Genomic DNA, 21485 nt, shown 5'->3' on the forward strand with positions numbered 1-21485 from the left:
CCTCCTTCCCCTTAATATAATTGGTATAAGATAAATGTAATGACAACGATGGCTGCCAGACTTGCTGCGTAAAATAAGACGTACTGAATCTGTCCGCTCTGCAGCACCCGTACTTTTCCACCAAGGGCCCGAACTGATCTGGCCAAACCATCCACAACACCGTCGATCCCGTGCCAATCAAACCAGGCCCAGAATCTGCTCACCGTCATTAACGACTGCAAGCCAACGGCTCGGTACGCCTCACCCCAGGCAGTATCAAACCACTGAATGGGGTATTTCACCAGCCAGAGGAATCCCCGGCCGAACTGCCGGTAGAGCCAATCGACATCAAGAGTTATCTTGTTCTGGGGGGTAAGCAGTCCCTTCAACAGAAAAAATGCCAGGGCAGCAAAGCCCATGAGTTGCAGGGTCTCTGCAAGATGATAGGCTGTATATGGATGGTAATCAACAGGATAGGGCAGCATGGAATAAAGAAATCCAGGAGAAGAGCCAACCATGATGCACAAAGTTGCTCCGAGCGCCATGGCGATCATCATATTCCAGGTCGGGTCTGCTGCCTTGTCCCATGTGGTATCGCTACAGTTATTCTTCCCGAAAAAGAGGAAATACGGCAGTTTGAGCCCATTATAGAGGAAAGTCCCGGTCGCACCGAACATCAACAGCCAGCTGGCAGTGTAGAGATGTTCCTCAAAACCGGCGGAGATAATCATCGATTTGGAAACATACGCGGCAAAAAACGGTGCTGCGGAAATGGAAAGACAACCAATAATGGTGAAAACCAGGGTAGCCGGCATTTTGCGGTACAGGCCGCCCAGCTCGGTAAACTTGGTTTTGCCGGTCATATAGAGCACAGATCCGGTCCCCATAAACAGCAGGCTCTTGTAGAGAATATGCACCACTGCATGGGCGGTGGCACCATTGATGGCCAGGTCTGTACCTATTCCTACACCGGCGACCATGTACCCGACCTGCGAGACAATGGACCAGGCGAGCAACCGACGGATATCATTTTCCAAGATGGCATAGATGACCCCATAAAGCGCCATAGCTACGCCGAAATAGAGCAGTACATCCATTCCGGCACAGGATCGGGCCAGAGTGTACACGGCTGTTTTGGTCGTAAATGCGCACATGAACACCGCCCCGTTAAACGATGCCTCGGCATAGGCGTCGGGCAGCCAGGAATGCAGGGGAACCACGGCAGCGTTCAGGGCAAATCCGATCATAATCAGCCAGGTATAAAGCTCAGGGTCGGCTATATCCATAAGATCAAAGGCTATGTCGCCTACGGCCTGGTAGCGAAGCATGATTCCTGCGAGCAGGATAATACCGCCCACCGTATGGACCAGCAGGTAGCGGTACCCCACCTGAAGGCTGTTTTGCCCTCGACGAAACCATACAAGAAAGACCGACGAAAAGGCCATCATCTCCCAAAAGAAAAAGAGGCTGAGGTAATCGCCGCTATAAATGGTTCCGAGGGAACCGGCCACATAGAACCATGCGGCAATATGTTCACCGGCCCGGTCTACATGCAATCCGTAGAGCGTGCCGATAACTGCCATCAGGGCCATGATAAAGGCAAAAACCGAACTCAGTTTGTCGACTCTGCCAAAAACCAAATCCCAATCCATAAAGCGATACACGCCAAAGGAATCGGAGAGTCCGGCATTCATAACAACGGCAGCAAAAGCCAGCAGAGGGACAAGAAACAGGTAGGGCCGCCGCAGGGGACCACGGATAAAAGGAAGTACCAGTGCGCCCGCGATCATTATCAGTGATGGATGAATGAAGCTGGTTGTCATTTCTCTGCCTCGCTATCGCTGCTGTTAGTGCAACCATCATAAAAATCAGGACGAACCTGCAGGCCTGCCTGCCCAAGCCAGCGCGCGACCACAATAATGACGCCTGCGGCCAGGATTCCGAAAATCGACCAGAATGCCGGAATGTGCTGCTCTACCCACGAGTGCGCATGGCTGGTGTCAACCACAAAAGCAAATCCGGCAATAGCCATGAGCAGCCCGTAGCAGCACCAGATCACTCCCTTGATATGGGCTTGCAAAAATTCTATGAGTTGTATCATCCTGTCACCATCTTAACAAATTGCATCATAAACCCAGGAAAGATGCCAATTATTACAGAAACTGTCACCGCGATAAGGATCGGTATCAGCATACTGAGCGGGGCCTCTTTGATCCCGGTTTCCACCTCTCCTTGAGGTCGTTTGCCGAAAAAGGCCTTATAGGTCACCGGCGCAAAATAACCGACATTGAGAACCGTTGAGGCAATAAGAATCAGCAGTATGCCCACCTGATGGGCCTCCATTGAACCGACCAGAAGGTACCACTTGGTCACAAAACCGGCAACCGGTGGAGCACCGATCATGGAGAGGGAGGCAATGGCAAAGGCCCCGAAAGTAAAAGGCATTGTTCGCCCCAGCCCACTCATCTCCGAGATGTATTTTTTGTGGGCGGCGATATAGATGGCACCGGCACAGAAAAAGAGCGTAATCTTGGAGAAGGCATGATTAACGATATGGATCAGTCCGCCGTCAATGGCATGAGGGGTCAACAGTGCGACGCCGAGGATAATGTAGCTCAACTGGCTGACTGTGGAATAGGCCAATCGTGATTTGAGGTTATCCTTGGAAAGAGCGATAACCGAAGCCATGATGATGGTAAACCCGACAAAATAAGCCGTTGGAATACCGAGATTAAGTGCGTTCATGGTATCCACACCAAAGACATAGAGCATGGTCCGGGTGGTACAAAATACACCGACCTTGACCACGGCCACCGCGTGGAGCAATGCCGAGACCGGAGTAGGAGCAACCATTGCCCCGGGAAGCCAGTGATGAAAGGGCATCACTCCGTTTTTGGCAAATCCGAAAATGCAGAAGACGTAGAGTAAGACCACTACCCAGCTTTTGGTATCAGCGGGGATTATTCCAGTGAAGATGTTATGAGGAAAATCAAGGTGGCCAACCAGTACGTATATGAGTATCAGTGCCGGGAGGAGAAAAAACTTTGCCGTGGTGGTCAGGTAGACGATATATTTTCTCGCTCCTTCGTAGGATTCCTCATCCTGATGATGGGCGACCAATGGATACGTGCAGACCGAAACGATCTCGTAGAAGAAATACAGGGTAAAGAGATTATCAGAAAACGCTACCCCTATGGCTCCGAATATCGCCAGGGCAAAACAGGCATTGAACCGTGTCTGATACGGTTCGTCGTGGGCTCGCATATACCCCATGGAGTAGAAGACAGCGATCATCCACAGAGAAGAGGCAACCATGGCGAAAATCATGGAAAAGCCGTCTGCCCGCAAGGTTATCGACAAGCCAGGCAGGATGTTGAAGAGGGTATACTTCAAGGTATCGCCCGCCTTGAGGGTGGGGATGAAGGAGAGGACGATAATAAAAAGCAGTATCGACGCGCAACAGGAAACGAATTCCCGCAGATTCGGATTATTTTTTAGGGTCATCACCACCAGGCTACCGAACAGTGGGATGATCACCGCCAGCAACAGGTTGGCATTCTCTATAATTGTGGAAGTGGAAACAGCGTCCATGGTCATTTATCTCCGATTACCCCTGTAGATCGCCAAGATCTTCAACATCAATAGATTTATAGTTACGGTAGACTGCAATCACGATACTGATAGCAATGGCGGCCTCAGCTGCGGCAATAGCCATAATGAACAGCGTAAAAATCTGGCCGATGGTCGGATCGGGGGACAAAAACCGATTAAACGCCATAAAATTGGTCGAGGCTGCCGCAAGGATGAATTCGGCTGAAATAAGCATCCCTATAATTGTTCGTCGGACAATCAGGCCATATACCCCGAAGGCAAAAAGCAGCGCACCTATTATCAGGTACGTCTGCAGACAGTTGTAGAGATTCAACGCCAGCATTCCTTAATACCTCCCTCGACGTGCAAGTACCAGTGCGCCGATAATGGCGAGCAGCAGTACAATGGAAATGAGCTCAAACACCATGGAATGCGAGGTTAACAGGGTTTTACCCACTGCGGTGATATCACCGGTCGCCTCTTCCGCCCGCGGAAAGACATGCCACTGGGTCTTCATCCCAAGCACCGAAAAACCGGCAAAAAACAGAGCAGCCACGCTGCAGCCAAGGGGGCCTGCGAGCTTGGAGATGTATTTGTTCCCTGGAGCTTCCTGTTCTTCCGGCGTTGCCATCATGATTCCAAAGGCAATAAGAATCGATACCGCACCGACGTAGATCAACAGCTGCATCATTGCCAGGAAAGGGCTGAGGAGAAAATAGTAGATCCCGGCCAGTCCTGTAAAACAAATTGCCAGGCCGGCAACGGCCCGCACCAAACGGTGCGATGTCACTGCAATCAGTGCGCCGATAAATACCAGTGCCACTGTCAGCAGAAAGATAACCCCGACAATCCCCTCCAAGGAAAACAGGGAAGGATTGGGTATCGGTGGGCAGAGAAGTGGTTGCATCAGTTCTGATCCTCCAGTCGTTTGATCAGGTCGATGATGAAGTCATCCTTGTTGAAACTTACTCGATTATATTCTTTGGAAAACCGAAGTGCATTGAACTTACAGCTTTCAACGCAGGAGCCACACAGACTGCATTTGGTAAAATCAAGCACATAGCGGGTAACGGTCTTCTTCTTCTCCCCTTCCATCTTTTTCCCGGCAAGGGAAATACAGTCCGAGGGACACGCGCGCTGGCAAGCCATACAGGCTATGCAATTGGGTTTACCGGTTTCTTCGTTGGCTATAAGCTCAACATGCCCTCTGAAACGTTCCGTCATCACCGGGACTTCATAGGGGTAGTTCTCGGTAACCGTCGGCTTGAAGAATTGACGGGCGGTAATCATTAGTCCAGTCACCAGACTTTTACTGCCGACCAGAATATCACTCCAATATCCACTCATAATTAAAACACCTTGATGAATGCTGCTGTGACCAGCACGTTGACAAGGGAAAACGGAATCAAAATTTTCCAGGAAAGATTAAGTAACCGATAGACCTGTGTACGCGGATAGGTCCACCGAACCCAGATAAAGGTAAATATCAGGATGTAAATCTTGAGAAGAAACCACCATACCCCAGGGGTCTTGCCGAACGGACAATCCCATCCCCCGAGAAACAGAATCGCGGTCAGGCACGCCCCGACGACGATGTTCAGGTACTCGCCCATCATGAACAGGCCAAAGCCCATGGAGCCGTATTCCGTCATAAATCCAGCTACAAGCTCACTTTCCGCTTCAGCCATATCAAAAGGAGCTCGGTTGGTCTCTGCAATGGAACAAATGAAAAAGATAATGAAACCGATCCACATATAGATAAAGTGGCCGTTCTCAAATCGAAAGATGTTCCAATGCCAGAATCCGCCCTGCTGATCGATGGCGATATCCCGAAGGTTCATGGAACCTGAGATCATCACAATGGCGATGACTGTCAGCAGCATCGGAATCTCGTAGGCAAGGTTCTGCGACACCGCTCGTGCTGAAGAAATGATGGCATATTTATTCCCGGAGGCCCAGCCGCCGAGGAGAACGGCAATCATCCCCAGGGAGGCCAGGGCAAAAAGCAGCAGTACGGAAAGTTCCATGGCTCGGGCCTGAATATTCCCGGAAAAGGGAATAACCACCATGGAGGTAATGGCTGGAATCATGGCAATGATGGGGGCGACACGAAAAATAATTCCATCCACTCCCTGGGGAACCAACAGCTGCTTGGTCATCAGCTTGATTCCATCGGCCAACGGCTGCAGCAATCCCGCTGGGCCGACTTCCTTAGGCCCAGGACGACGCTGAATTCGCCCAGCTCCCTTTCGTTCACACCAGCCGAGGTATGCGGCATTGAGGCCGGCAAAGGCCATTATACCGACCAGATACAGAATTGGGCGCAAGATACTTGTTTCCATAATAGGTAGTTGTGTGATGTGCGTACTTAACGGTCAATCTCAGGAATGACCAGATCAAGACTTCCCATAACAGCCAGGGCATCAGCGAGCAGCATGCCTTCGGCCACTTCGCCGAAAAGGCTGAGGTTGGAAAATGTGGGAGAGCGGAGTTTGAGTTTATAGGGATTTTTGCCACCGTCGCAGACCAGGCGGTGCCCCAACGATCCACGAGCCGTTTCCACTGCCGAGTAGTAATACCCTTGCTCGGGCTTCAACAGTTTGGGCACCTTGGCCTGCACCGGCCCGTCAGGAAGCTTATCCAATGCCTGCTCAATAATACGCAGGGACTGTTCGATTTCATCCATGCGCACCATGTACCTGGCCATGGAATCGCACTCGGAGTATACCGGCACATCGAAGTCGAATTCCGAATAAACGGAGAACGGTTCATTCTTGCGCACGTCATAGTCGATTCCTGAGCCTCTGGCGACCGGGCCGGTGGCACCATACCGGCGGCATTGCTCAGCCGAAATAAACCCAATATCCTTGATGCGCTTGATCAGGATTATATTATGGGTGACCAGGTCATGATACAGACTGGGCATTCGAGAGCGCAGCCGTTTGATAAAGTCTCGGGTACCGGTAATGAATTCATCATCGATATCATTATAGACCCCTCCAAAGCGCATGAAGCAGTAGGTCAAGCGCGAACCGGTTACCCGCTCCAGTAAATCCTGTATCTGTTCTCGGTCATCGAAGGCATAAAGCAAGGGCGTAAAACCGCCCAGATCGAGTAAAAAGGCAGCCCACCACAGCAGATGACTGGCAATCCGATTGAGTTCTGAAGTAATAACCCGTATGTATTCCGCCCTCTCCGGGACCTCTATGCCCATGGCCCGTTCAACGACCAGACAGTACCCTTGGTTGAACGCAAGTGCGTGCAGGTAATCCATGCGGGCAGTGTTCGGCATGAACTGGGGAAAGGTTCCGGCTTCAGCCATTTTTTCATGCATCCGATGAATATACCCGAGGACCGGCTCCGCCTTGACAATATACTCACCATCCATGGTGAGCTTGACACGCAAGACGCCATGGGTTGCAGGGTGCTGCGGCCCAAGATTGAGAACAAAGGTCTCATCATGCCGCACTTCAACAGGGAGAGTCATGGCATATAATCCTTTCGTAGGGGATAAAAATCAGCATCTTCGGGAAGCAGGATGCGGGTCAGGTCCGGGTGCCCTTCAAAGATGATTCCATAAAAATCGAATGTCTCCCGTTCGTGCCAGTTTGCGCCGGGAAAAACAGGGGAGATAGTCGGCACGACCGGATTGGACCGGGGAATAAACGTGCGAACAGTTACCCGGCACTGATCATGGTCATAGCAGGTATAGTCATACACCACTTCCATGCGTTCCTCTTTGAGCCAATCGACTCCGGCGATGGACTCGATGAAATAGCCCTCAGCATCAAGCCGTTGGGCGACAGCAACCACCTGGGAGGGTTCACAGAGCACGTCGATATGGCTGCCGTGAGGTGTATAGGGGGTAGTTATCACTCCTGGTTGCCGCTCTTCAACGGGCACATCGACGGTATCCTCTTGCCCGGACGGTTCGGCCGCTGGGGCAGTGGCCGCTACCTCCTGCTCCGGAAAAAGTTCTTCCAGAACGCTCTGCGTTTTTTCTCTTCTCTTCATGAATGTCTACCAGATAGGTATCAGACTCTCGGCCAGCGTCGCTTGCCGGTTATTTTTTCCTCCAGGGCCATAATTCCTTCAAGCAGGGCCTCCGGCCGGGGTGGACACCCGGGGATATACACATCAACCGGGAAAAGCTTGTCAGCACCTTCAACAACATTGTAATTTTCCTTCACCTTGAAAGGTCCGCCGGAAATTGCACAGTTGCCCATGGCAATGACCCATTTGGGTTCCGGCATCTGGTCGTAAAGGGTTTTTACCGCTGGTTCCAGCTTCTTGTTGATGGTCCCGGCCACGATCATAACGTCGCTCTGACGCGGCGAAGGTCGAAAAACCTCAGCCCCGAAACGGGCAATATCATATCGGGACCCACCGGTGCACATCATTTCAATGGCACAGCAGGCGAGCCCGAAGGTCATCGGCCAGAGAGAATTGGCACGCCCCAGGTTGAGCAGTTTATCCAGTTGGCTGAACTGGACTATTGATGACGGTACGTTTTCAAGTTCCACTCGAATACTCCTTTAATCCATGCATATACTACGGCCAATGACAGGATGCCGACGAATATCACAATCTCCACAAAATCCCTTATGACGAATTCCGGGCTGTTATAGGCCATGGCCACTGGGAAAAGAAAAAGGACGTCTACGTCAAAAGCCAGAAATATGAGCGCATAGAGATAATAGATAATTCCAAAGCGAATCCAGGCACTGCCAATGGGTTCCATACCGCATTCGATCAACTGTCCCGTCTTGTTGGCGGTCTGTCGGGTATGCGATGAAGGACTGAGCAGCTTAACGATAATTATGGGGCCGACGCCGAAAGATAGCGCTCCGAGTAAAAATATCGTAACATAAACGATATTCATCATGGTGACCTGATCCATATTCTACTCCATACACGTACAAATTAATCAAATATACTGATGTTTTCGATCAGCACATCTGATCGAATATATAGGAAATCAACTTTCCTGTCAAGGTCTAAACTTCCTTTAGTTCTGCCTATGTACCTCGATGTAGGCCTTTTACAATCCCTCTGCCAAACGAATAAAATCGTTGACCAATTCTGTTGAAGTGGTAGTGTAGCTCACCGACTTCAATTTCGATAATAGATGCGTTCAATCATTTTGATACGAAGTACTCATGGCTATTACTTTCAGACAACTGGAAATTTTTATTGCTGTGGCCGAAACCCAGCAGGTCACCAGAGCCAGTAAAAAACTGTTCCTGACCCAATCGGCGGTCAGCATGGCGCTGGGTGAACTGGAAAACCAGCTTGGCGGCCCTCTGTTCGATCGCCATGGCCGCAGCCTGCTGCTCAATGACCGTGGCCGCTATCTTCTGCCCCTTTCCAAGCAGATCCTTACCCAGGTTGCCAATGTGGAAACCATGCTTACCGAACAGAGTGATTCGGTAGCAGGGGTCCTGGAAATTGTCGCAAGTTCGACCATTGGCAATTATGTCTTGCCGCACCTGATCGGCGCATTCATGCAGCTCCACCCCGACGCACATATCAATATGCTGGTGGTCAACACCATGGCTGCAGAGAATCTGGTCGCCAGAGGCGAGGCTGACCTGGGTTTTGTTGAAGGAGAAATCAATGTAGATGCGCTCGTGGCGAGTGACTGGTTCGAGGATGAGCTGGGGATCATTATCAATCCCGCTCACCAGCTGGCCAACCGAAAGGCATTCAAAATCCCCGAAGACCTGAAGGAAACCAGCTGGGTCATGCGTGAAGAAGGCTCCGGTACTGCGGAAATCTTTACCAAGAAGCTCGGTAAATATGCCTCACTCTTGAAGGTCGTTACCAAAACAGGACACACCGAAGCCATTAAAAAAGCGGTTGAATCGGGCACCGGGGCGGCATGCCTCTCCACGCTCACCTGTCGGCGTGAATTGGAGCATGGGTGGCTGAAAATTCTTCCCATTGAAGGTATGGATATGCGTCGTCAGCTCCGCATCATCCAGCATAAGGATAAAATCATCACCAAACTGATGGCTGAATTTCTCGATTTTTGCAAGCTGGCCGCCAAAGGCATCAACGGCAAAGAATGTCTTTCTCTGCCGGAAAACCTGAAAGCCTTTCTCCAGCGCTACAAGCAGGAAAAAGAAACTGCCGTTTAGAAAAGCCCTCTTTGCCAAAGGCGTCCGCCATTTTTACCCGCTCCTCATCCACCCACCGTGAAAGGCGTCTTACCACCTGATCTACGCCTTTCACGGTTTTATCAACAGCCAGAATAGGCTGCAGAATAGACTGTTAACGCAGAGTCAGGTGACAATCCATCACAGCCCCTGCGTTAAACAGGTAGTCGTCTCAACAAAGCTCGGCCAATGCCCGGGCAACCCGCTCCATTCCCTCCTGCAAAACTTCCATAGAGGTTGCAAACGAGAAACGAATAAAATCATCAGCCCCAAAAGCCACCCCGGGAACACTGGCGACCAACGCTTCATCAAGCAGGTAATCGGCAAGGGAAACCGAATCGGTGATGGTATGGTTGTAGTATGCCTTCCCATAGTAGGCGGAAAAATTGGGGAAGACGTAAAACGCCCCGCCGGGGTTTACACAGGTAACCCCTTTGATTCCGTTGAGCGCATCAACGATAAACTGCCGACGCGGTAAAAAGGCCTCTTTCATCATCCGTGGAAAACCCTGGGGACCGGTCAACGCCTCCAGTGCGGCATACTGGGAGGGTGCGGCCGGGTTGGAGGTGGACTGGCTCTGGATTTTATTCATTGCCTTAATCAGGTGCAGCGGACCAGCAGAATATCCTATTCGCCACCCGGTCATGGAAAAAGATTTTGATACCCCATTCAACACCACTGTCTGCTCCTTCAGATCAGGCTCGGCATCCAGGATGTGCGGCGGCAGATCAGCATCATAGGTCAGCGTTTCATACATATCATCGGAAACCACCAGCCAGCCCTTTTCCAGGGCTATCTTTGCAACATCCTTCAGCCCCTGCATGGAGAAAACAGCTCCGGTCGGGTTGGAAGGACTGTTGAGGATAATGGCGCGGGTTTTTTCGGTCGCATGGGCGGCGAGGGTTTGTGCATCCAGGTCAAAATTGTTCTTCTCATCCAGGGGAACGATAACCGGGACACCTCCTGCAAGCTGGACCATGGGCGGGTAAGACACCCAGTAAGGGGCAGGAATCAACACCTCGTCACCAGGATTCAGTATCGCCTGAAAAACATTATACAGCCCGTGCTTGCCGCCGCAGCAAACCTGGATCTGCTCCTCATCATAGTGCCAGCCATGGTCTTCCTTAAACCTAAGGCATATGGCCTCGCGCAGCTCGGGTATACCGGAAACGGGCGTATACCGAGTGTGTCCGTCGGTAATGGCTTTCCTCCCTGCCTCGCACACGTTTTCAGGTGTGGAAAAATCCGGCTCCCCAACACTGAAATTAAGGATGTCTGCTCCGGTTGCCCGCAGGGCCTTGGCTTTGGCGTTCACGGCAAGTGTGGGCGATGGCGCGATTTGCAATACCCTTTCAGCAAGCGCAATGGTCTCTACTGTCATACTTCTCTCCTTCTCAACATCTTTGTGCGATGCATGTGCGAAAGTAGCTGCCGTATCCACTGGTTGGTGCAGCTCAAACACCTTCGACGCATGCCTTGTTAGCGGTGGTAATTATAGAATGTAGTGTATGCTTACGGCTCGGTGTATACCGGACATGGTCGCTTGGGGTCATAGTTACGATAGGCAGGATCATCGTAACTGTCGTGACACTCAAGACATAAACCGACCCGCAATATGCGGTGTAACTCTTCCCGGTTAAAGGGACGAAGGGTTGCTCGGGACCCTCTTTGCAAAGGTTCTCCTTCAATGGATACAAAGTTATCAAGCCCCACGGTTCTTCCATCCAGGGTATCCACGCCCCTGTCAACCGGATAAAATGACCACTTGCCTTCCTGTTTCACCACTGTCCCCTCACCCAGGCCGACAGTTTTGGGCGAGGCATGGCAATCTTTACAGCTCCTTCCCTTGGCCTGGGTAGTGTGGGGATTAATGGCGGCCATGGTAAAGGTGTTGAAACTGTCGGTCACCTTGCCCTGTTCGTCGATCAGGGTCACGATATCCTGGCAGCCGGGGGTAACAATTACGACTTCGTCCTCCCATATGGCCAGCATCGGCCGTTCATATCGAATGTAGGAGCGTCCTTCTTCCCACCAGCCAGCAGTTTCCTTCAGGGTCAATTTATCCAGATGGGTTTCGCGCTGATCCCTTTTTGCGTGGCACCCATAACACTGGGGAACCCAGGTGGAATGACACGCCTCACAGCTGACCCGCTTGTGACCGGGATACCCGCAGGCGCTTGCAAGTGGCGGATTCAGTGCCCGCTTTTTACCGTCATTCTTACCGGTGAGGTAATAGGCGTTCCCCTCCTGACTGAAATTTATCAGTTCATTGCCTTTTCTTGTTTTTCCTGGCTGTTTATCATGACAACTCTGGCATTGTATTTCCAACTGTTCTTCATAATGGGCGTACCTGGTGCCGTCACCCATGACCTCGTTTCGGGTATGACAATCAATGCAGGACATCCCCTTGGCGTGATGAACATCTTCCGCAATTTCCAGATAAAACCGATCACCCGGCAGCTTCTTTGCAGACAACTGCCCCTGTTCATAAGGTGTTCCATAGCCTTCCGCTTCAAACAGGCCGGTGTAGGATAACCCGATGCGACCCGATCGATTGTGACACCGAATACAATTGTCGTCAGCCACCTTTTTCACAATCATAGGGTGGGCCTTTTTCTGCTTTTCATCGGCAGATTTCTCTACCGGTTCTTCGGCAAAGGAGGTCACGGTATGCAGTCCTTCTCCTGCAGGCGCTCTGTAGTGACAGGCGGAGCAGCCGCCTCCCTTTTCATTGAAGAATGCCGGCGCCCCGGGCAGATCGTTTTTCTGTTTCCACAGATGGCAAGTCGCACAGAGTTTACGGTAATAATCAAGAGCCAGGGAGGTCTCACCACTGGCCAGTAACTGCTCTACGGTGATATCGGCATCCTGAGTATCCCTTTCCCCCCAGTAATAGAGGAGGGTCGCCAATATCCCTCGGTTGGTGGCCATCAGGGAATTTTTCACTTTGGCGACATCTGCAGGGTGACATCCCTCAACACTGCATGTCTGCTCCACAATCCGTAAATCACCAGGATTGAGCACTATCCCTTTATGTGCTTTATCCTTGTCAACTGCCAGTGCATCACCCAGGTGACACGGTGAACACCCGACAATGAGGCTGTCGTGGGCTGAGTCTAACTTTTCCGTGGTATGGCAGGAAAGGCACATCTCCACGTAGCCGGCCGTTGTGACCGCCAACTGTTCAGGTCGCTTTGTCCCCTGTTCACGAACGACGAGGTAGCCGATCAGCAGAAGAACAAATGGGAGAAAGATGAGGGTCGTTAAGAGATTACGGGGAGGTCGATGCATACTGTTCCTGCAGGGTGTCAGTGCCTAGATTCAACGCCGGCCTGTCGAGGACGCAGAGGAAGCATCTTTGGTGGCGAGAGTCCAGCCGGCCTTTGAGCCCGCATTATTCCTGAAACCTGTGAACAACCGGGTAGCGACGTCCTGGACCAAAGGCCTTGGTGGTCACCTTTATCCCTAAGGGTGCCTGCTTTCGTTTATACTCATTCAACTGAATCCGACGAATGATATCTTTAACCACAGCAGGGTCATATCCTCGAGCCGCAATCTCTTCGCTGCTTTTGTGCTCTTCCAGGTAAGCTAGCAATATGGGATCGAGAACATCATAGGGAGGCAGGTCATCCTGGTCGCACTGGTCTGGCTTTAATTCCGCTGTCGGTGGTCGGGTGATGATATTGGCGGGGATAACTTCATGGTCCCTGTTGTAGTACTGTGCCAGATTATATACCATTACTTTAGGAACATCAGCAAGCACCGCCAATCCACCGCTCATATCACCGTACAGAGTACAGTACCCGACAGCCATTTCCGATTTGTTGCCGGTAGAGAGGAGCAATCCGCCCATTTTATTAGAAATAGCCATCAACAGATTTCCACGAATCCTCGCCTGAATATTCTGCTCGGTTACATCTTCCTCAAGCCCGGAAAAAAGTGACTTCAGCGTCCCATGATATGTCTCCATGATGTCAGCTATTGCCAACAATTGGAATCCACACCCAAGGTGCTCAGTCAGCAGCCTGGCATCGTCCACCGAAGCGGCGGATGTATAGGGTGACGGCATGGCCACGCAAAGAACATTCTCAGGCCCAAGAGCCCTGCAGGCAACCACAGCCGTCACAGCGGAATCAATGCCACCGGATAAACCAATCACGGCCTTGGTAAAACCTGTTTTATGCAGATAATCACGCACCCCGAGAACCAGTGCCTGCTCCACCGTATCGATTGCATCGGCCGGAGCCTTTTCCTCTTCAAGCCCGGCAATTGCATCACTGTCAACAATCACCATATCTTCAGCGAACCCTCTGCCGGCGACAGCCACTTTGCCCTGGGCATTCATTACCATTGAGTGACCATCAAACACGATTCCATCCTGGCCGCCTACCTGGTTGACATACAAAAGAGGATAATTATTTTTGCGACACACTGCACCAAACAACGAAAACCGGTCATTCACTTTTCCGTGATAGTAGGGCGATGCGGAAATGTTGATCAGGCAGTCGGGAACAACAGCACCGAGAACAAAGGCATCAAGCGGATTTACCTGATAGGAGGTATTATCCCACCAGATATCCTCGCAGATGGTGAGGCCGAAGTGGAGCCCGTGGCAGGGGAAAATTGTCGATTCTGTGCCTGGTTCAAAATAACGGGTCTCATCAAAGACATCATAGGTCGGCAGCAATTGCTTGCGCGCGCGGTACGCGACCCTTCCCTCCTCGATGACAAATGCGGCATTATATAATTTTTTCCCTGTACCTGAGCGCTGCTCAAGCACCCCGATAACACAAGTGATTCCGGTCACCTTGGTGAGCAGCTGTTCTAGCGCACGGTCATGGGCGGCAATAAATGCAGGACGCTCCAACAAATCCTGCGGAGGATACCCACACAGGGTCAATTCTGGAAAGATAATCAGTTCACAGCCTTTCTGCCGGGCCTCTTCCAGTCTGAAAAGGACCTTCTGCAGGTTGTAGTCGAATGCACCTATTATGGGATTAGTCTGAACAAGAGCAATTTTCACGGTCTACGATTATGGATAGAGAAGAAACAAGAGAGACGCGCAGCAGCTACCGTCTCAAACTGTACATACCTGCAGGGGATGAAATGGTGATGGGGTACGGGGTAGTTGTAAAAGGTGAGCAACTCTGGGCACGGCAGCTGCCACGGTGGATGACAGCTGCCAAAAACCACAACACCCGATGTTAGGTCACTTCCATCGGGTGATACAAAGATATATACACTTATTGCTTAGCCACGTTTGCGGCAGCCGGCCCTTTGGGCCCATCAACAATTTCGAATTCTACCTTGTCCCCTTCACTCAGTGTCTTGAACCCACTACCATTGATTGCAGAATAGTGTACAAATACGTCTCTTCCCTCCTCCTGCTCAATAAAACCAAACCCCTTTGCTTCATTAAACCACTTCACAGTTCCTTTCAACATTGCCCTTTTTATCTCCTTTATTAGGCTGAATGTTTATCCATGCAATGCTCCCTGTACACTGTAGCCGAGTAAAATCAGTAATGATTATCAATACTACACCATTCAATTGCAATACATGGTCTACTGAATGAAGCGACCTTACCACTAAAAACATGAAAAACAAAGGTTTTATTCGCTCTTTTCCCTTTGGATCCTTTTCTGATATTTCCTAACCGCCCTGTTATGGTCATTTAAGGTCCTGGAAAATATGTGGGTGCCATCGTTTTTGGAGACAAAATACAACGCATCCGAGACCGCTGGTTCCAGGACAGAACGGATGGATTCCCTTCCCGGGCTGCAAATTGGTCCAGGGGGTAGACCTTTAATCATGTAGGTGTTGTAGGGAGTCAACGTCCGCAGGTCCTTCCTGGTAAGATTGCCATTAAAGTCGGGTATCCCAAAAATAACGGTCGGATCAGACTGCAGACGCATTCCCCTGTCAAGGCGGTTGAGAAAAACACGGGCAATCAGGGGGCGTTCATGGGCGGCGCCTGTCTCTTTTTCGATGATGGAGGCAATGGTGACAACCTGATGCAGAGAAAACCGGGTTTGCCGTTCAGGCTGCAGTGCTGCAGCCACCTCATGAAATCGCGCTACCATCATGCGCAGCACAAACCGTTCATCCACCGTGTCGCGTTCCAGGTAGTATGTATCAGGAAAGAGATAGCCTTCCAGGGTTGACTGTTCAATACCCAGGGACTCGATAAAAGCCGGGTCATGAGCAAGGTCAATGAACCGTTGCCGATTGACCCATCTCCCCTGGTGAAAGATTTCGGCTGTATCAGCCACAGTGAGCCCCTCAGGAATGGTGACGGGGTGATAATACTGTTTCCCTTCGGCCAGGTGGAGAAGCACCTCCAAGGGGGTGAGGCCGTAGGGAATTTGGAACTCACCGGCCTGTAATTTCCTGCCAAGGCCGGAAAATCGAGCCACCAGCAGATATCGTACATCATCCTGAAGCAGCCCTTTTTCCGCAAGTTGTCTACCGATTGAACGGACACCCGCACCTCTGGGAATCTCGACCAGGACAACGCCACTGCCCATGGAGACGGTGGTCAAGTAACGCTGGACCCACAGGGCAAAGGTCAGGCAGAGCAGGAGGATCGCAACCACACAACTGAGGAGAACATAACGTTTCATAGGAACAACCGCGTTTCAGTTCAGGAGCATCAGGTCCAAACAACAACGCCTGGCACGCAAAGCGTACCAGGCGACGGTGCCGATCTCTGGGACAGCAGCGTATCAGGCTACCGCACCCTGACTTTTACGGCGACTGTATTTGGCAATCTTCCCCAGGGTCAGGTAGATGACTTCATCCATATGTTTTACCGGATAGAAGGTGATCTTTTTTCGCAGCTCTTCCGGTATCTCGACCAGGTCCTTTTTATTATCGTAAGGAATAATCACGTTGGTGATTCCAGCGCGGAGCGCTGCCAGGGCCTTGTCCTTCAAGCCGCCGATCGGCAGTACCCTGCCCCTGAGAGTTACCTCTCCGGTCATGGCGAATTTCTTTTTGACGGGTTTGCCGCTGATAGCGGAAAACAGAGCCGTGGTCATGGTAATCCCTGCCGAAGGACCGTCCTTGGGAATAGCCCCTGCTGGTACGTGAATATGGATATCGATGGTATCAAAAAAATCGGTTTCCACCCCCAACTCATCCTTGCGACTGCGGCAGTAACTGAGCGCGGCCTGTGCTGACTCTTTCATCACCTCTCCAAGGTGGCCGGTAAGGATCAATTTTCCCTTACCCTGCAGCACGGTGGTTTCGATATGCAGCAGTTCTCCTCCCACCTCGGTCCAAGCCAATCCGACTACTAATCCTGGTTGACTACTGGTATCCAACTCCGCCTCAGGCAGATAATTCGGCGGCCCCAGGTATTTCTCCAGGGTGTTGGCAGAAATCGCGTACGGCCCCTTGCCTCCTTCAGCAACTTTGCGGGCGATTTTGCGACAGATCTTACCCAAAGCCCTCTCCAGGTTTCGAACCCCGGCTTCACGGGTATAGTTGCGGATAATGGTCTCGAGAATCTCGTCTTTCAGCTTGATCTGCCGGGGTTTTATTCCGTTTTCCGCTACCTGGCGCGGCAGCAGATATCGACGGGCGATGACTTTTTTCTCTTCCAGGGTGTATCCCGACAACTGGATAACCTCCATCCTGTCAAGCAGCGGCCCGGGTATGGTATCACTCCGATTGGCGGTGGTAATAAACATCACCTTTGACAGATCAAAGGGCAGGTTCATATAGTGGTCGGAAAAGGAACTGTTCTGTTCCGGATCCAAGACTTCGAGCAATGCTGAAGAAGGGTCGCCGCGATAATCATCGCCGATCTTGTCGATCTCATCCATCATGAACACAGGATTATTGGTCCCGACGGTCTTCAACCCCTGAAGGATACGTCCGGGCAAGGCTCCGATGTAAGTCCGCCTATGACCTCGAATTTCTGCTTCATCCCGCATGCCGCCAAGGGAAAGCCGGTAGAACTTCCTGTTCATTGCCTTGGCAATGGCTTGGCCAAGAGAAGTCTTGCCTACCCCTGGGGGGCCAACAAAACATATGATCGGCCCTTTGGTGGTTTTGTTGAGCTTCCTTACGGCAAGGTATTCCAGAATGCGCTCTTTAATGCGATCCAATCCGTAATGATCCCTGTCCAGCACTTCTGCGGCTGCTTTCAGATCCAATCTGTCGGCGGAAGATTCCTTCCATGGCAGATCCAGGAACCAATCCAGATAGGTCCGCACAATGGTGGCTTCAGAGGCATCCGGATGCATCATTTCCAGACGCTTTAACTGTTTGCGTGCCTCTTTCTTAGCGTACTTGGGCATTTTTTTCTTTTTGAGGCTCTTCTGCAGGTCTTCAATCTCCTGAGAATAGCTGTCCTCATCTCCAAGCTCTCGCTTGAGCGCCTGCATCTGTTCACGCAGAAAATACTCCCGCTGGCTCTTGGACATCTCCTCTTTGGCGTCGGACTGGATCTTTGCCTGTACAGTTGAAACCTCCAGCTCCTTGCGCAACAGGTTGGCCACCAGTCGCAGCCGCTGGACAGGATCCAGCGTCTCCAGGATCTGCTGCGATTCGGCAATTTTCAGGCGCAGATTCGACCCGACCAGATCTGCAAGCCGGCCCGGCTCCTCGATATTATTGATGATCATCATCAGGTCAGAGGAGAGGATCCCCCGTAGGGACATGATCTTTTCGGTCTGTTCGCGCACAGTACGCATCAAGGCTTCGGTCTCTACGGTCACCTCGGTGGTCTCGGGCTCCTCCAGCAGATCGATCTTCACCCGGAAATAGGGATCTTTCTGCTCAAACTCCTTTATTTGCGCCTTGGAAAGCGCCTGTACCAGTACCTTGAGGCGTCCGTCAGGCAGCTTCAGGGTGCGCATGATCATCGAGACCATCCCCACCTGATAGAGGTCTTCGACTTCCGGCTCATCCTTGGTGGCATCCTTCTGGGTTACCAGCATCAGCAGCTTATTGCTGGCGGCCGCTTCATTCACGGCCTCTACTGATCCGGGGCGCCCGACAAACAGGGGTATAATCATATAATTAAAGACAACCACATCCCGCACCGCCATCATCGGTACGGATTCCGGGATTTCCATATCTTTAGGACTTTCACCGAAATCATCCATGCTGTGGGACAACGAATCGTCAAACTCCACTCTTTTCCTCCTCTAAAAACGCCTGTAGCGAACACTGGTAGATAATTGTCCACAGGAAGGTAAACATAACCATAACCGAAGTCAAGACGATGAAATTTCCTCCACAAGCGATTAAGGAGCAGGGTAGGCAAACAACGACCTCCATACAGGATGTTTTCCGCTTCTTCCAGATGTCGCAAGTCTTACGAGTTGCCGGTAAAAGGGAAAATTACCTTGATAAAATTGCCTGCTCCACCTATAGAGACATCTACATATTCCCTTATTCTTACGCACCCACACCAAACAGGACCCGCTCATGATCAGCCCTGCCGACTTATTCTGCCTAGACGACTTTTCAGAAAAGGATATTTTCAGCAACTGTATCTACGCCTGGGATGCTCTGAAGCAGCTCAAGGAGTACACGATCAGAAGGACTGATGACTTTTTCAACCACCGCTGCCTGAAAGACGGTGTCCCTCTGCCCAGTGCTTTTGTCGTACATAACGGCAAGCTGCGCGATGCCCGCGAATGCAAGGTAAGCTATGGCGACGTCACCAAGGGAAAACTTCTGGTTACGGAAAACGGCCAGGTCCTCAAGGGGGCATCGATCATCATGGCCGGAGCGGTCCTGATAGGTAAGAAAATACACATTGGCCAAGGAGTACTGATCGAAGCAGGGGCCTATATAAAAGAGCCTGCGATCATCGGCGATTACACGGAAGTTCGACACGGAGCCTACATGCGGGGATTCTGTGTGGTGGGAAAACGATGCGTTGTCGGCCACGCCACCGAGGTCAAACATTCCATATTCCTCAACGACGCCAAGGCCGGACATTTCGCCTATCTCGGTGACTCTATCCTGGGCAACAACGTTAACCTGGGAGCAGGGACAAAATTCGCCAACCTGCGTTTTCTGCCGGGGACAGTGACTATCAAAACCCCGGACAAAAAAAATATAGACAGCGGACTACGCAAGATAGGCGCTATTTTGGGCGACGACTGTCAGACGGGGTGCAACTCGGTAACCAACCCGGGAACAGTAATGGGGAAAAAAAGCGCCCTCATGCCCAATACAACCGCTCCCTCTGGTTTTCATCTTCCAAGCACCCTGATACGATAGGCAGTCCGGAACTTTCTCCTGCCTTCTCCATGTCGCCACCTGCATATTCATACAGGGCAAAGAAAAAACCGAAGAGAATGCCGATAGTGAAATATATCCGCAAGTATCGGTCCCAGGGCAACCGCCTGACCCCGGTCATTTTCTTGAAAACCGCAGCAATGATATAGGTGAACCCCAATGCATAGGGAGCGGTCAGCAATACCTGATATAAGGTGCCGTTTACGCTCGCGGCTGCACTGGTGCCCAAACGCAGGTGGAGCAGCAGGTATGCAGCAGCGGTTAAAATAAATGTAATTTTTTCTCTTAAGGTCGTCATGTCAGATTTTACAGCCTGTATATTTCCTCAAACAATTCCGGATAGGACAATTTTCTTCCCCCTTGTACATGTTTTCCCCTCGCTTGTCTACCTTCAGGCAGTAGAGAATGATCCGGAACAGATCGGAAAGGACAGACCATGGATTCAGGACCTTGTTGAAAGGCAGCGTCTGCGTTTTTTCTGTCCGGCTCCGCTTGAGGAGGACCGTGACCGGTTTCTTTCCCTGATTGCCGATCTGCAGTACCGTCGTGACGATTACCTCAGCCAACTGTCCTCCCTCGCCTTAAGCAACCTGACGGCTGCCGACCAGGAAGAATCGCGATTTACCATCATCGGTCACCTCAATGCAAACCGGAAGGATCAAGACACCGCAGCTGCCAAGTTGCTCTGGCAGGCGCGCCTGGTACTTAAACTGGGAGAGTTGCTTGATAAAGAGCAGGCTGAGCTAGACCGACACCTTGCCCTCATTGCCAGCAAGCAGGATCAACTGCTGCAGGAATTACGCGAAGAAAGCGGCACTCCGTTTTCACGAACCCGCCAAATGAGCGAGCAGCAGAGTGCCAGCGATGGAATGCTGCCCCTGCGGCTCAAAGCGTGGGCACAACTGTACACTCTCGGCACCGTTCCCCTGCCCGAGGATTGCCGCTTTTTCATCACTCCCCGGGGGGAAGGAATCGAACAGCTTCTTGAACAGTGTACGGAGGTACTTGCTGACTCGCCTCAACAACCGGTGGTCCTTGACCTGCCGGGCGCTGTTTCTGCGAGCAAGGAAAACGGAATGGAAAAGACACTCCTCAGGCAGGAGCCTAACAGCCATTTGCTGGCCCTGTGCGCACAGCTGCTCACGCAAAACTGTTCAGCAATGGAGATTGCCAGCCATCTCGATCACTGGCAGGAGCATCTCGCCTCCACCTACCCGGCTGGAGAATATGGTCGTTCGCGGCTGACCCTGTACAGTTGCCCGACCCTTAACGCCATACACCTTTTCAAGGACAGCTTTGCCGACACCTCTCTGCCGGTTGGGCAAAGGGACCAGGCGCCTGGCGGATGCGTTCTCGGCTTTCTGGAAACAGCAGACTGAAAACAACGGCGCCATCGACCGGCAAACCGCTGTCCATAAAGGGCGCCTACATCTCCAGCAGACACCAAAAAACCTGCTGACGGTTGTCGATCCAACCGCCAGCAGGTTTTTTCTG

Annotated in this window: 21 protein-coding genes; 3 read left to right on the top strand and 18 right to left on the bottom strand. The window is 51.5% G+C overall.

Going from position 1 to position 21485, the window contains the following annotated elements; genetic code table 11:
- Positions 1-11 precede the first annotated feature (11 nt).
- Genes ACZ52Z_RS06960 through ACZ52Z_RS07010 form a run of 11 tightly spaced genes read right to left on the bottom strand, consistent with a single transcriptional unit; the run spans position 12 to position 8470 of the window.
- Positions 12-1802, bottom strand: coding sequence for a Na(+)/H(+) antiporter subunit D (locus tag ACZ52Z_RS06960; RefSeq protein ID WP_464270028.1), 1791 nt, complete (start codon positions 1800-1802; stop codon positions 12-14).
- Positions 1799-2080: a hypothetical protein gene (locus ACZ52Z_RS06965; RefSeq protein ID WP_464270029.1), complete on the bottom strand. Its 282-nt coding sequence runs from the start codon at positions 2078-2080 to the stop codon at positions 1799-1801. The genes ACZ52Z_RS06960 and ACZ52Z_RS06965 overlap by 4 nt, the downstream gene beginning before the upstream one ends.
- Positions 2077-3576, bottom strand: coding sequence for a monovalent cation/H+ antiporter subunit D family protein (locus ACZ52Z_RS06970; RefSeq protein WP_464270030.1), 1500 nt, complete (start codon positions 3574-3576; stop codon positions 2077-2079). The genes ACZ52Z_RS06965 and ACZ52Z_RS06970 overlap by 4 nt, the downstream gene beginning before the upstream one ends.
- A 10-nt stretch (positions 3577-3586) precedes the next feature.
- Complete coding sequence (gene nuoK / locus ACZ52Z_RS06975) at positions 3587-3913, bottom strand: NADH-quinone oxidoreductase subunit NuoK (protein ID WP_464270031.1); 327 nt, start codon at positions 3911-3913, stop codon at positions 3587-3589.
- Positions 3914-3916: 3 nt separating this feature from the next.
- On the bottom strand, positions 3917-4477 hold the full coding sequence (locus tag ACZ52Z_RS06980) for an NADH-quinone oxidoreductase subunit J family protein (protein WP_464270032.1): 561 nt from the start codon (positions 4475-4477) through the stop codon (positions 3917-3919).
- Entirely contained in the window at positions 4477-4917 is a 441-nt protein-coding gene (locus ACZ52Z_RS06985) for a 4Fe-4S dicluster domain-containing protein (RefSeq protein ID WP_464270033.1), read from the bottom strand. Before ACZ52Z_RS06985 ends, ACZ52Z_RS06980 begins: the two co-directional genes overlap by 1 nt.
- A 2-nt stretch (positions 4918-4919) precedes the next feature.
- Positions 4920-5912 (bottom strand): NADH-quinone oxidoreductase subunit NuoH, encoded by a 993-nt coding sequence (gene nuoH, locus ACZ52Z_RS06990; protein WP_464270034.1) that lies wholly within the window; start codon positions 5910-5912, stop codon positions 4920-4922.
- Positions 5913-5938: 26 nt separating this feature from the next.
- Positions 5939-7057, bottom strand: coding sequence for an NADH-quinone oxidoreductase subunit D (locus ACZ52Z_RS06995; protein WP_464270035.1), 1119 nt, complete (start codon positions 7055-7057; stop codon positions 5939-5941).
- Positions 7054-7584: an NADH-quinone oxidoreductase subunit C gene (locus ACZ52Z_RS07000; RefSeq protein ID WP_464270036.1), complete on the bottom strand. Its 531-nt coding sequence runs from the start codon at positions 7582-7584 to the stop codon at positions 7054-7056. The genes ACZ52Z_RS06995 and ACZ52Z_RS07000 overlap by 4 nt, the downstream gene beginning before the upstream one ends.
- Positions 7585-7604: 20 nt before the next feature.
- The gene (locus ACZ52Z_RS07005) at positions 7605-8066 is read right to left on the bottom strand and encodes an NADH-quinone oxidoreductase subunit B (RefSeq protein WP_464270768.1); all 462 of its coding nucleotides are present in this window, start codon (positions 8064-8066) and stop codon (positions 7605-7607) included.
- Entirely contained in the window at positions 8063-8470 is a 408-nt protein-coding gene (locus tag ACZ52Z_RS07010; RefSeq protein WP_464270037.1) for an NADH-quinone oxidoreductase subunit A, read from the bottom strand. The genes ACZ52Z_RS07005 and ACZ52Z_RS07010 overlap by 4 nt, the downstream gene beginning before the upstream one ends.
- A gap of 259 nt (positions 8471-8729) precedes the next feature.
- Here ACZ52Z_RS07010 and ACZ52Z_RS07015 point away from each other — a divergent pair, with 259 nt between their 5' ends.
- Positions 8730-9710: a LysR substrate-binding domain-containing protein gene (locus tag ACZ52Z_RS07015; RefSeq protein WP_464270038.1), complete on the top strand. Its 981-nt coding sequence runs from the start codon at positions 8730-8732 to the stop codon at positions 9708-9710.
- A gap of 190 nt (positions 9711-9900) precedes the next feature.
- On the opposite strand, the gene ACZ52Z_RS07020 is transcribed toward ACZ52Z_RS07015, so the two are convergent.
- The 6 genes from ACZ52Z_RS07020 to lon all read right to left on the bottom strand — a co-directional run bounded on the left by ACZ52Z_RS07020 (position 9901) and on the right by lon (position 18874).
- Positions 9901-11109, bottom strand: coding sequence for a pyridoxal phosphate-dependent aminotransferase (locus ACZ52Z_RS07020; RefSeq protein ID WP_464270039.1), 1209 nt, complete (start codon positions 11107-11109; stop codon positions 9901-9903).
- 131 nt (positions 11110-11240) lie between these two features.
- A complete protein-coding gene (locus ACZ52Z_RS07025) occupies positions 11241-13019 on the bottom strand; it encodes a hypothetical protein (RefSeq protein ID WP_464270040.1) in 1779 nt (592 codons plus the stop codon).
- A 103-nt stretch (positions 13020-13122) separates the two neighbouring features.
- Positions 13123-14751, bottom strand: coding sequence for an NAD+ synthase (locus ACZ52Z_RS07030; RefSeq protein WP_464270041.1), 1629 nt, complete (start codon positions 14749-14751; stop codon positions 13123-13125).
- Positions 14752-14971: 220 nt separating this feature from the next.
- On the bottom strand, positions 14972-15172 hold the full coding sequence (locus ACZ52Z_RS07035) for a cold-shock protein (protein ID WP_464270042.1): 201 nt from the start codon (positions 15170-15172) through the stop codon (positions 14972-14974).
- Positions 15173-15340: 168 nt separating this feature from the next.
- Positions 15341-16351, bottom strand: a complete 1011-nt coding sequence (mltG, locus tag ACZ52Z_RS07040) for an endolytic transglycosylase MltG (RefSeq protein WP_464270043.1) — start codon at positions 16349-16351, stop codon at positions 15341-15343.
- A 102-nt stretch (positions 16352-16453) separates the two neighbouring features.
- Positions 16454-18874 carry an endopeptidase La gene (lon, locus tag ACZ52Z_RS07045; RefSeq protein WP_464270044.1) on the bottom strand — a complete coding sequence of 807 codons (2421 nt, stop codon included), beginning with the start codon at positions 18872-18874 and terminating at the stop codon, positions 16454-16456.
- Positions 18875-19169: 295 nt separating this feature from the next.
- On the opposite strand from lon, the gene ACZ52Z_RS07050 reads away from it, so the two are divergent.
- On the top strand, positions 19170-19973 hold the full coding sequence (locus ACZ52Z_RS07050; RefSeq protein ID WP_464270045.1) for an acyltransferase: 804 nt from the start codon (positions 19170-19172) through the stop codon (positions 19971-19973).
- Here the strand turns inward: ACZ52Z_RS07050 and ACZ52Z_RS07055 are convergent.
- Positions 19915-20289, bottom strand: coding sequence for a hypothetical protein (locus ACZ52Z_RS07055; RefSeq protein ID WP_464270046.1), 375 nt, complete (start codon positions 20287-20289; stop codon positions 19915-19917). The genes ACZ52Z_RS07050 and ACZ52Z_RS07055 overlap by 59 nt on opposite strands.
- On the opposite strand from ACZ52Z_RS07055, the gene ACZ52Z_RS07060 reads away from it, so the two are divergent.
- Positions 20288-21370 (top strand): hypothetical protein, encoded by a 1083-nt coding sequence (locus tag ACZ52Z_RS07060; RefSeq protein WP_464270047.1) that lies wholly within the window; start codon positions 20288-20290, stop codon positions 21368-21370. The genes ACZ52Z_RS07055 and ACZ52Z_RS07060 overlap by 2 nt on opposite strands.
- Positions 21371-21485 lie beyond the last annotated feature (115 nt).

It is taken from the genome of Desulfogranum aggregans, from assembly GCF_055398265.1.

Coding starts and splice junctions, on each gene's coding strand:
- ACZ52Z_RS07010 (WP_464270037.1), bottom strand. CDS start 8,470: ATGGATCAGGTCACCATGATGAATATCGTTTATGTTACGATATTTTTA.
- mltG (WP_464270043.1), bottom strand. CDS start 16,351: ATGAAACGTTATGTTCTCCTCAGTTGTGTGGTTGCGATCCTCCTGCTC.
- ACZ52Z_RS07020 (WP_464270039.1), bottom strand. CDS start 11,109: ATGACAGTAGAGACCATTGCGCTTGCTGAAAGGGTATTGCAAATCGCG.
- ACZ52Z_RS07000 (WP_464270036.1), bottom strand. CDS start 7,584: ATGAAGAGAAGAGAAAAAACGCAGAGCGTTCTGGAAGAACTTTTTCCG.
- ACZ52Z_RS07025 (WP_464270040.1), bottom strand. CDS start 13,019: ATGCATCGACCTCCCCGTAATCTCTTAACGACCCTCATCTTTCTCCCA.
- ACZ52Z_RS06960 (WP_464270028.1), bottom strand. CDS start 1,802: ATGACAACCAGCTTCATTCATCCATCACTGATAATGATCGCGGGCGCA.
- ACZ52Z_RS07055 (WP_464270046.1), bottom strand. CDS start 20,289: ATGACGACCTTAAGAGAAAAAATTACATTTATTTTAACCGCTGCTGCA.
- nuoK (WP_464270031.1), bottom strand. CDS start 3,913: ATGCTGGCGTTGAATCTCTACAACTGTCTGCAGACGTACCTGATAATA.
- ACZ52Z_RS07015 (WP_464270038.1), top strand. CDS start 8,730: ATGGCTATTACTTTCAGACAACTGGAAATTTTTATTGCTGTGGCCGAA.
- ACZ52Z_RS06965 (WP_464270029.1), bottom strand. CDS start 2,080: ATGATACAACTCATAGAATTTTTGCAAGCCCATATCAAGGGAGTGATC.
- ACZ52Z_RS06985 (WP_464270033.1), bottom strand. CDS start 4,917: ATGAGTGGATATTGGAGTGATATTCTGGTCGGCAGTAAAAGTCTGGTG.
- nuoH (WP_464270034.1), bottom strand. CDS start 5,912: ATGGAAACAAGTATCTTGCGCCCAATTCTGTATCTGGTCGGTATAATG.
- ACZ52Z_RS06995 (WP_464270035.1), bottom strand. CDS start 7,057: ATGACTCTCCCTGTTGAAGTGCGGCATGATGAGACCTTTGTTCTCAAT.
- ACZ52Z_RS07050 (WP_464270045.1), top strand. CDS start 19,170: ATGATCAGCCCTGCCGACTTATTCTGCCTAGACGACTTTTCAGAAAAG.
- ACZ52Z_RS07060 (WP_464270047.1), top strand. CDS start 20,288: ATGTCAGATTTTACAGCCTGTATATTTCCTCAAACAATTCCGGATAGG.
- ACZ52Z_RS07035 (WP_464270042.1), bottom strand. CDS start 15,172: ATGTTGAAAGGAACTGTGAAGTGGTTTAATGAAGCAAAGGGGTTTGGT.
- ACZ52Z_RS06980 (WP_464270032.1), bottom strand. CDS start 4,477: ATGCAACCACTTCTCTGCCCACCGATACCCAATCCTTCCCTGTTTTCC.
- ACZ52Z_RS06970 (WP_464270030.1), bottom strand. CDS start 3,576: ATGACCATGGACGCTGTTTCCACTTCCACAATTATAGAGAATGCCAAC.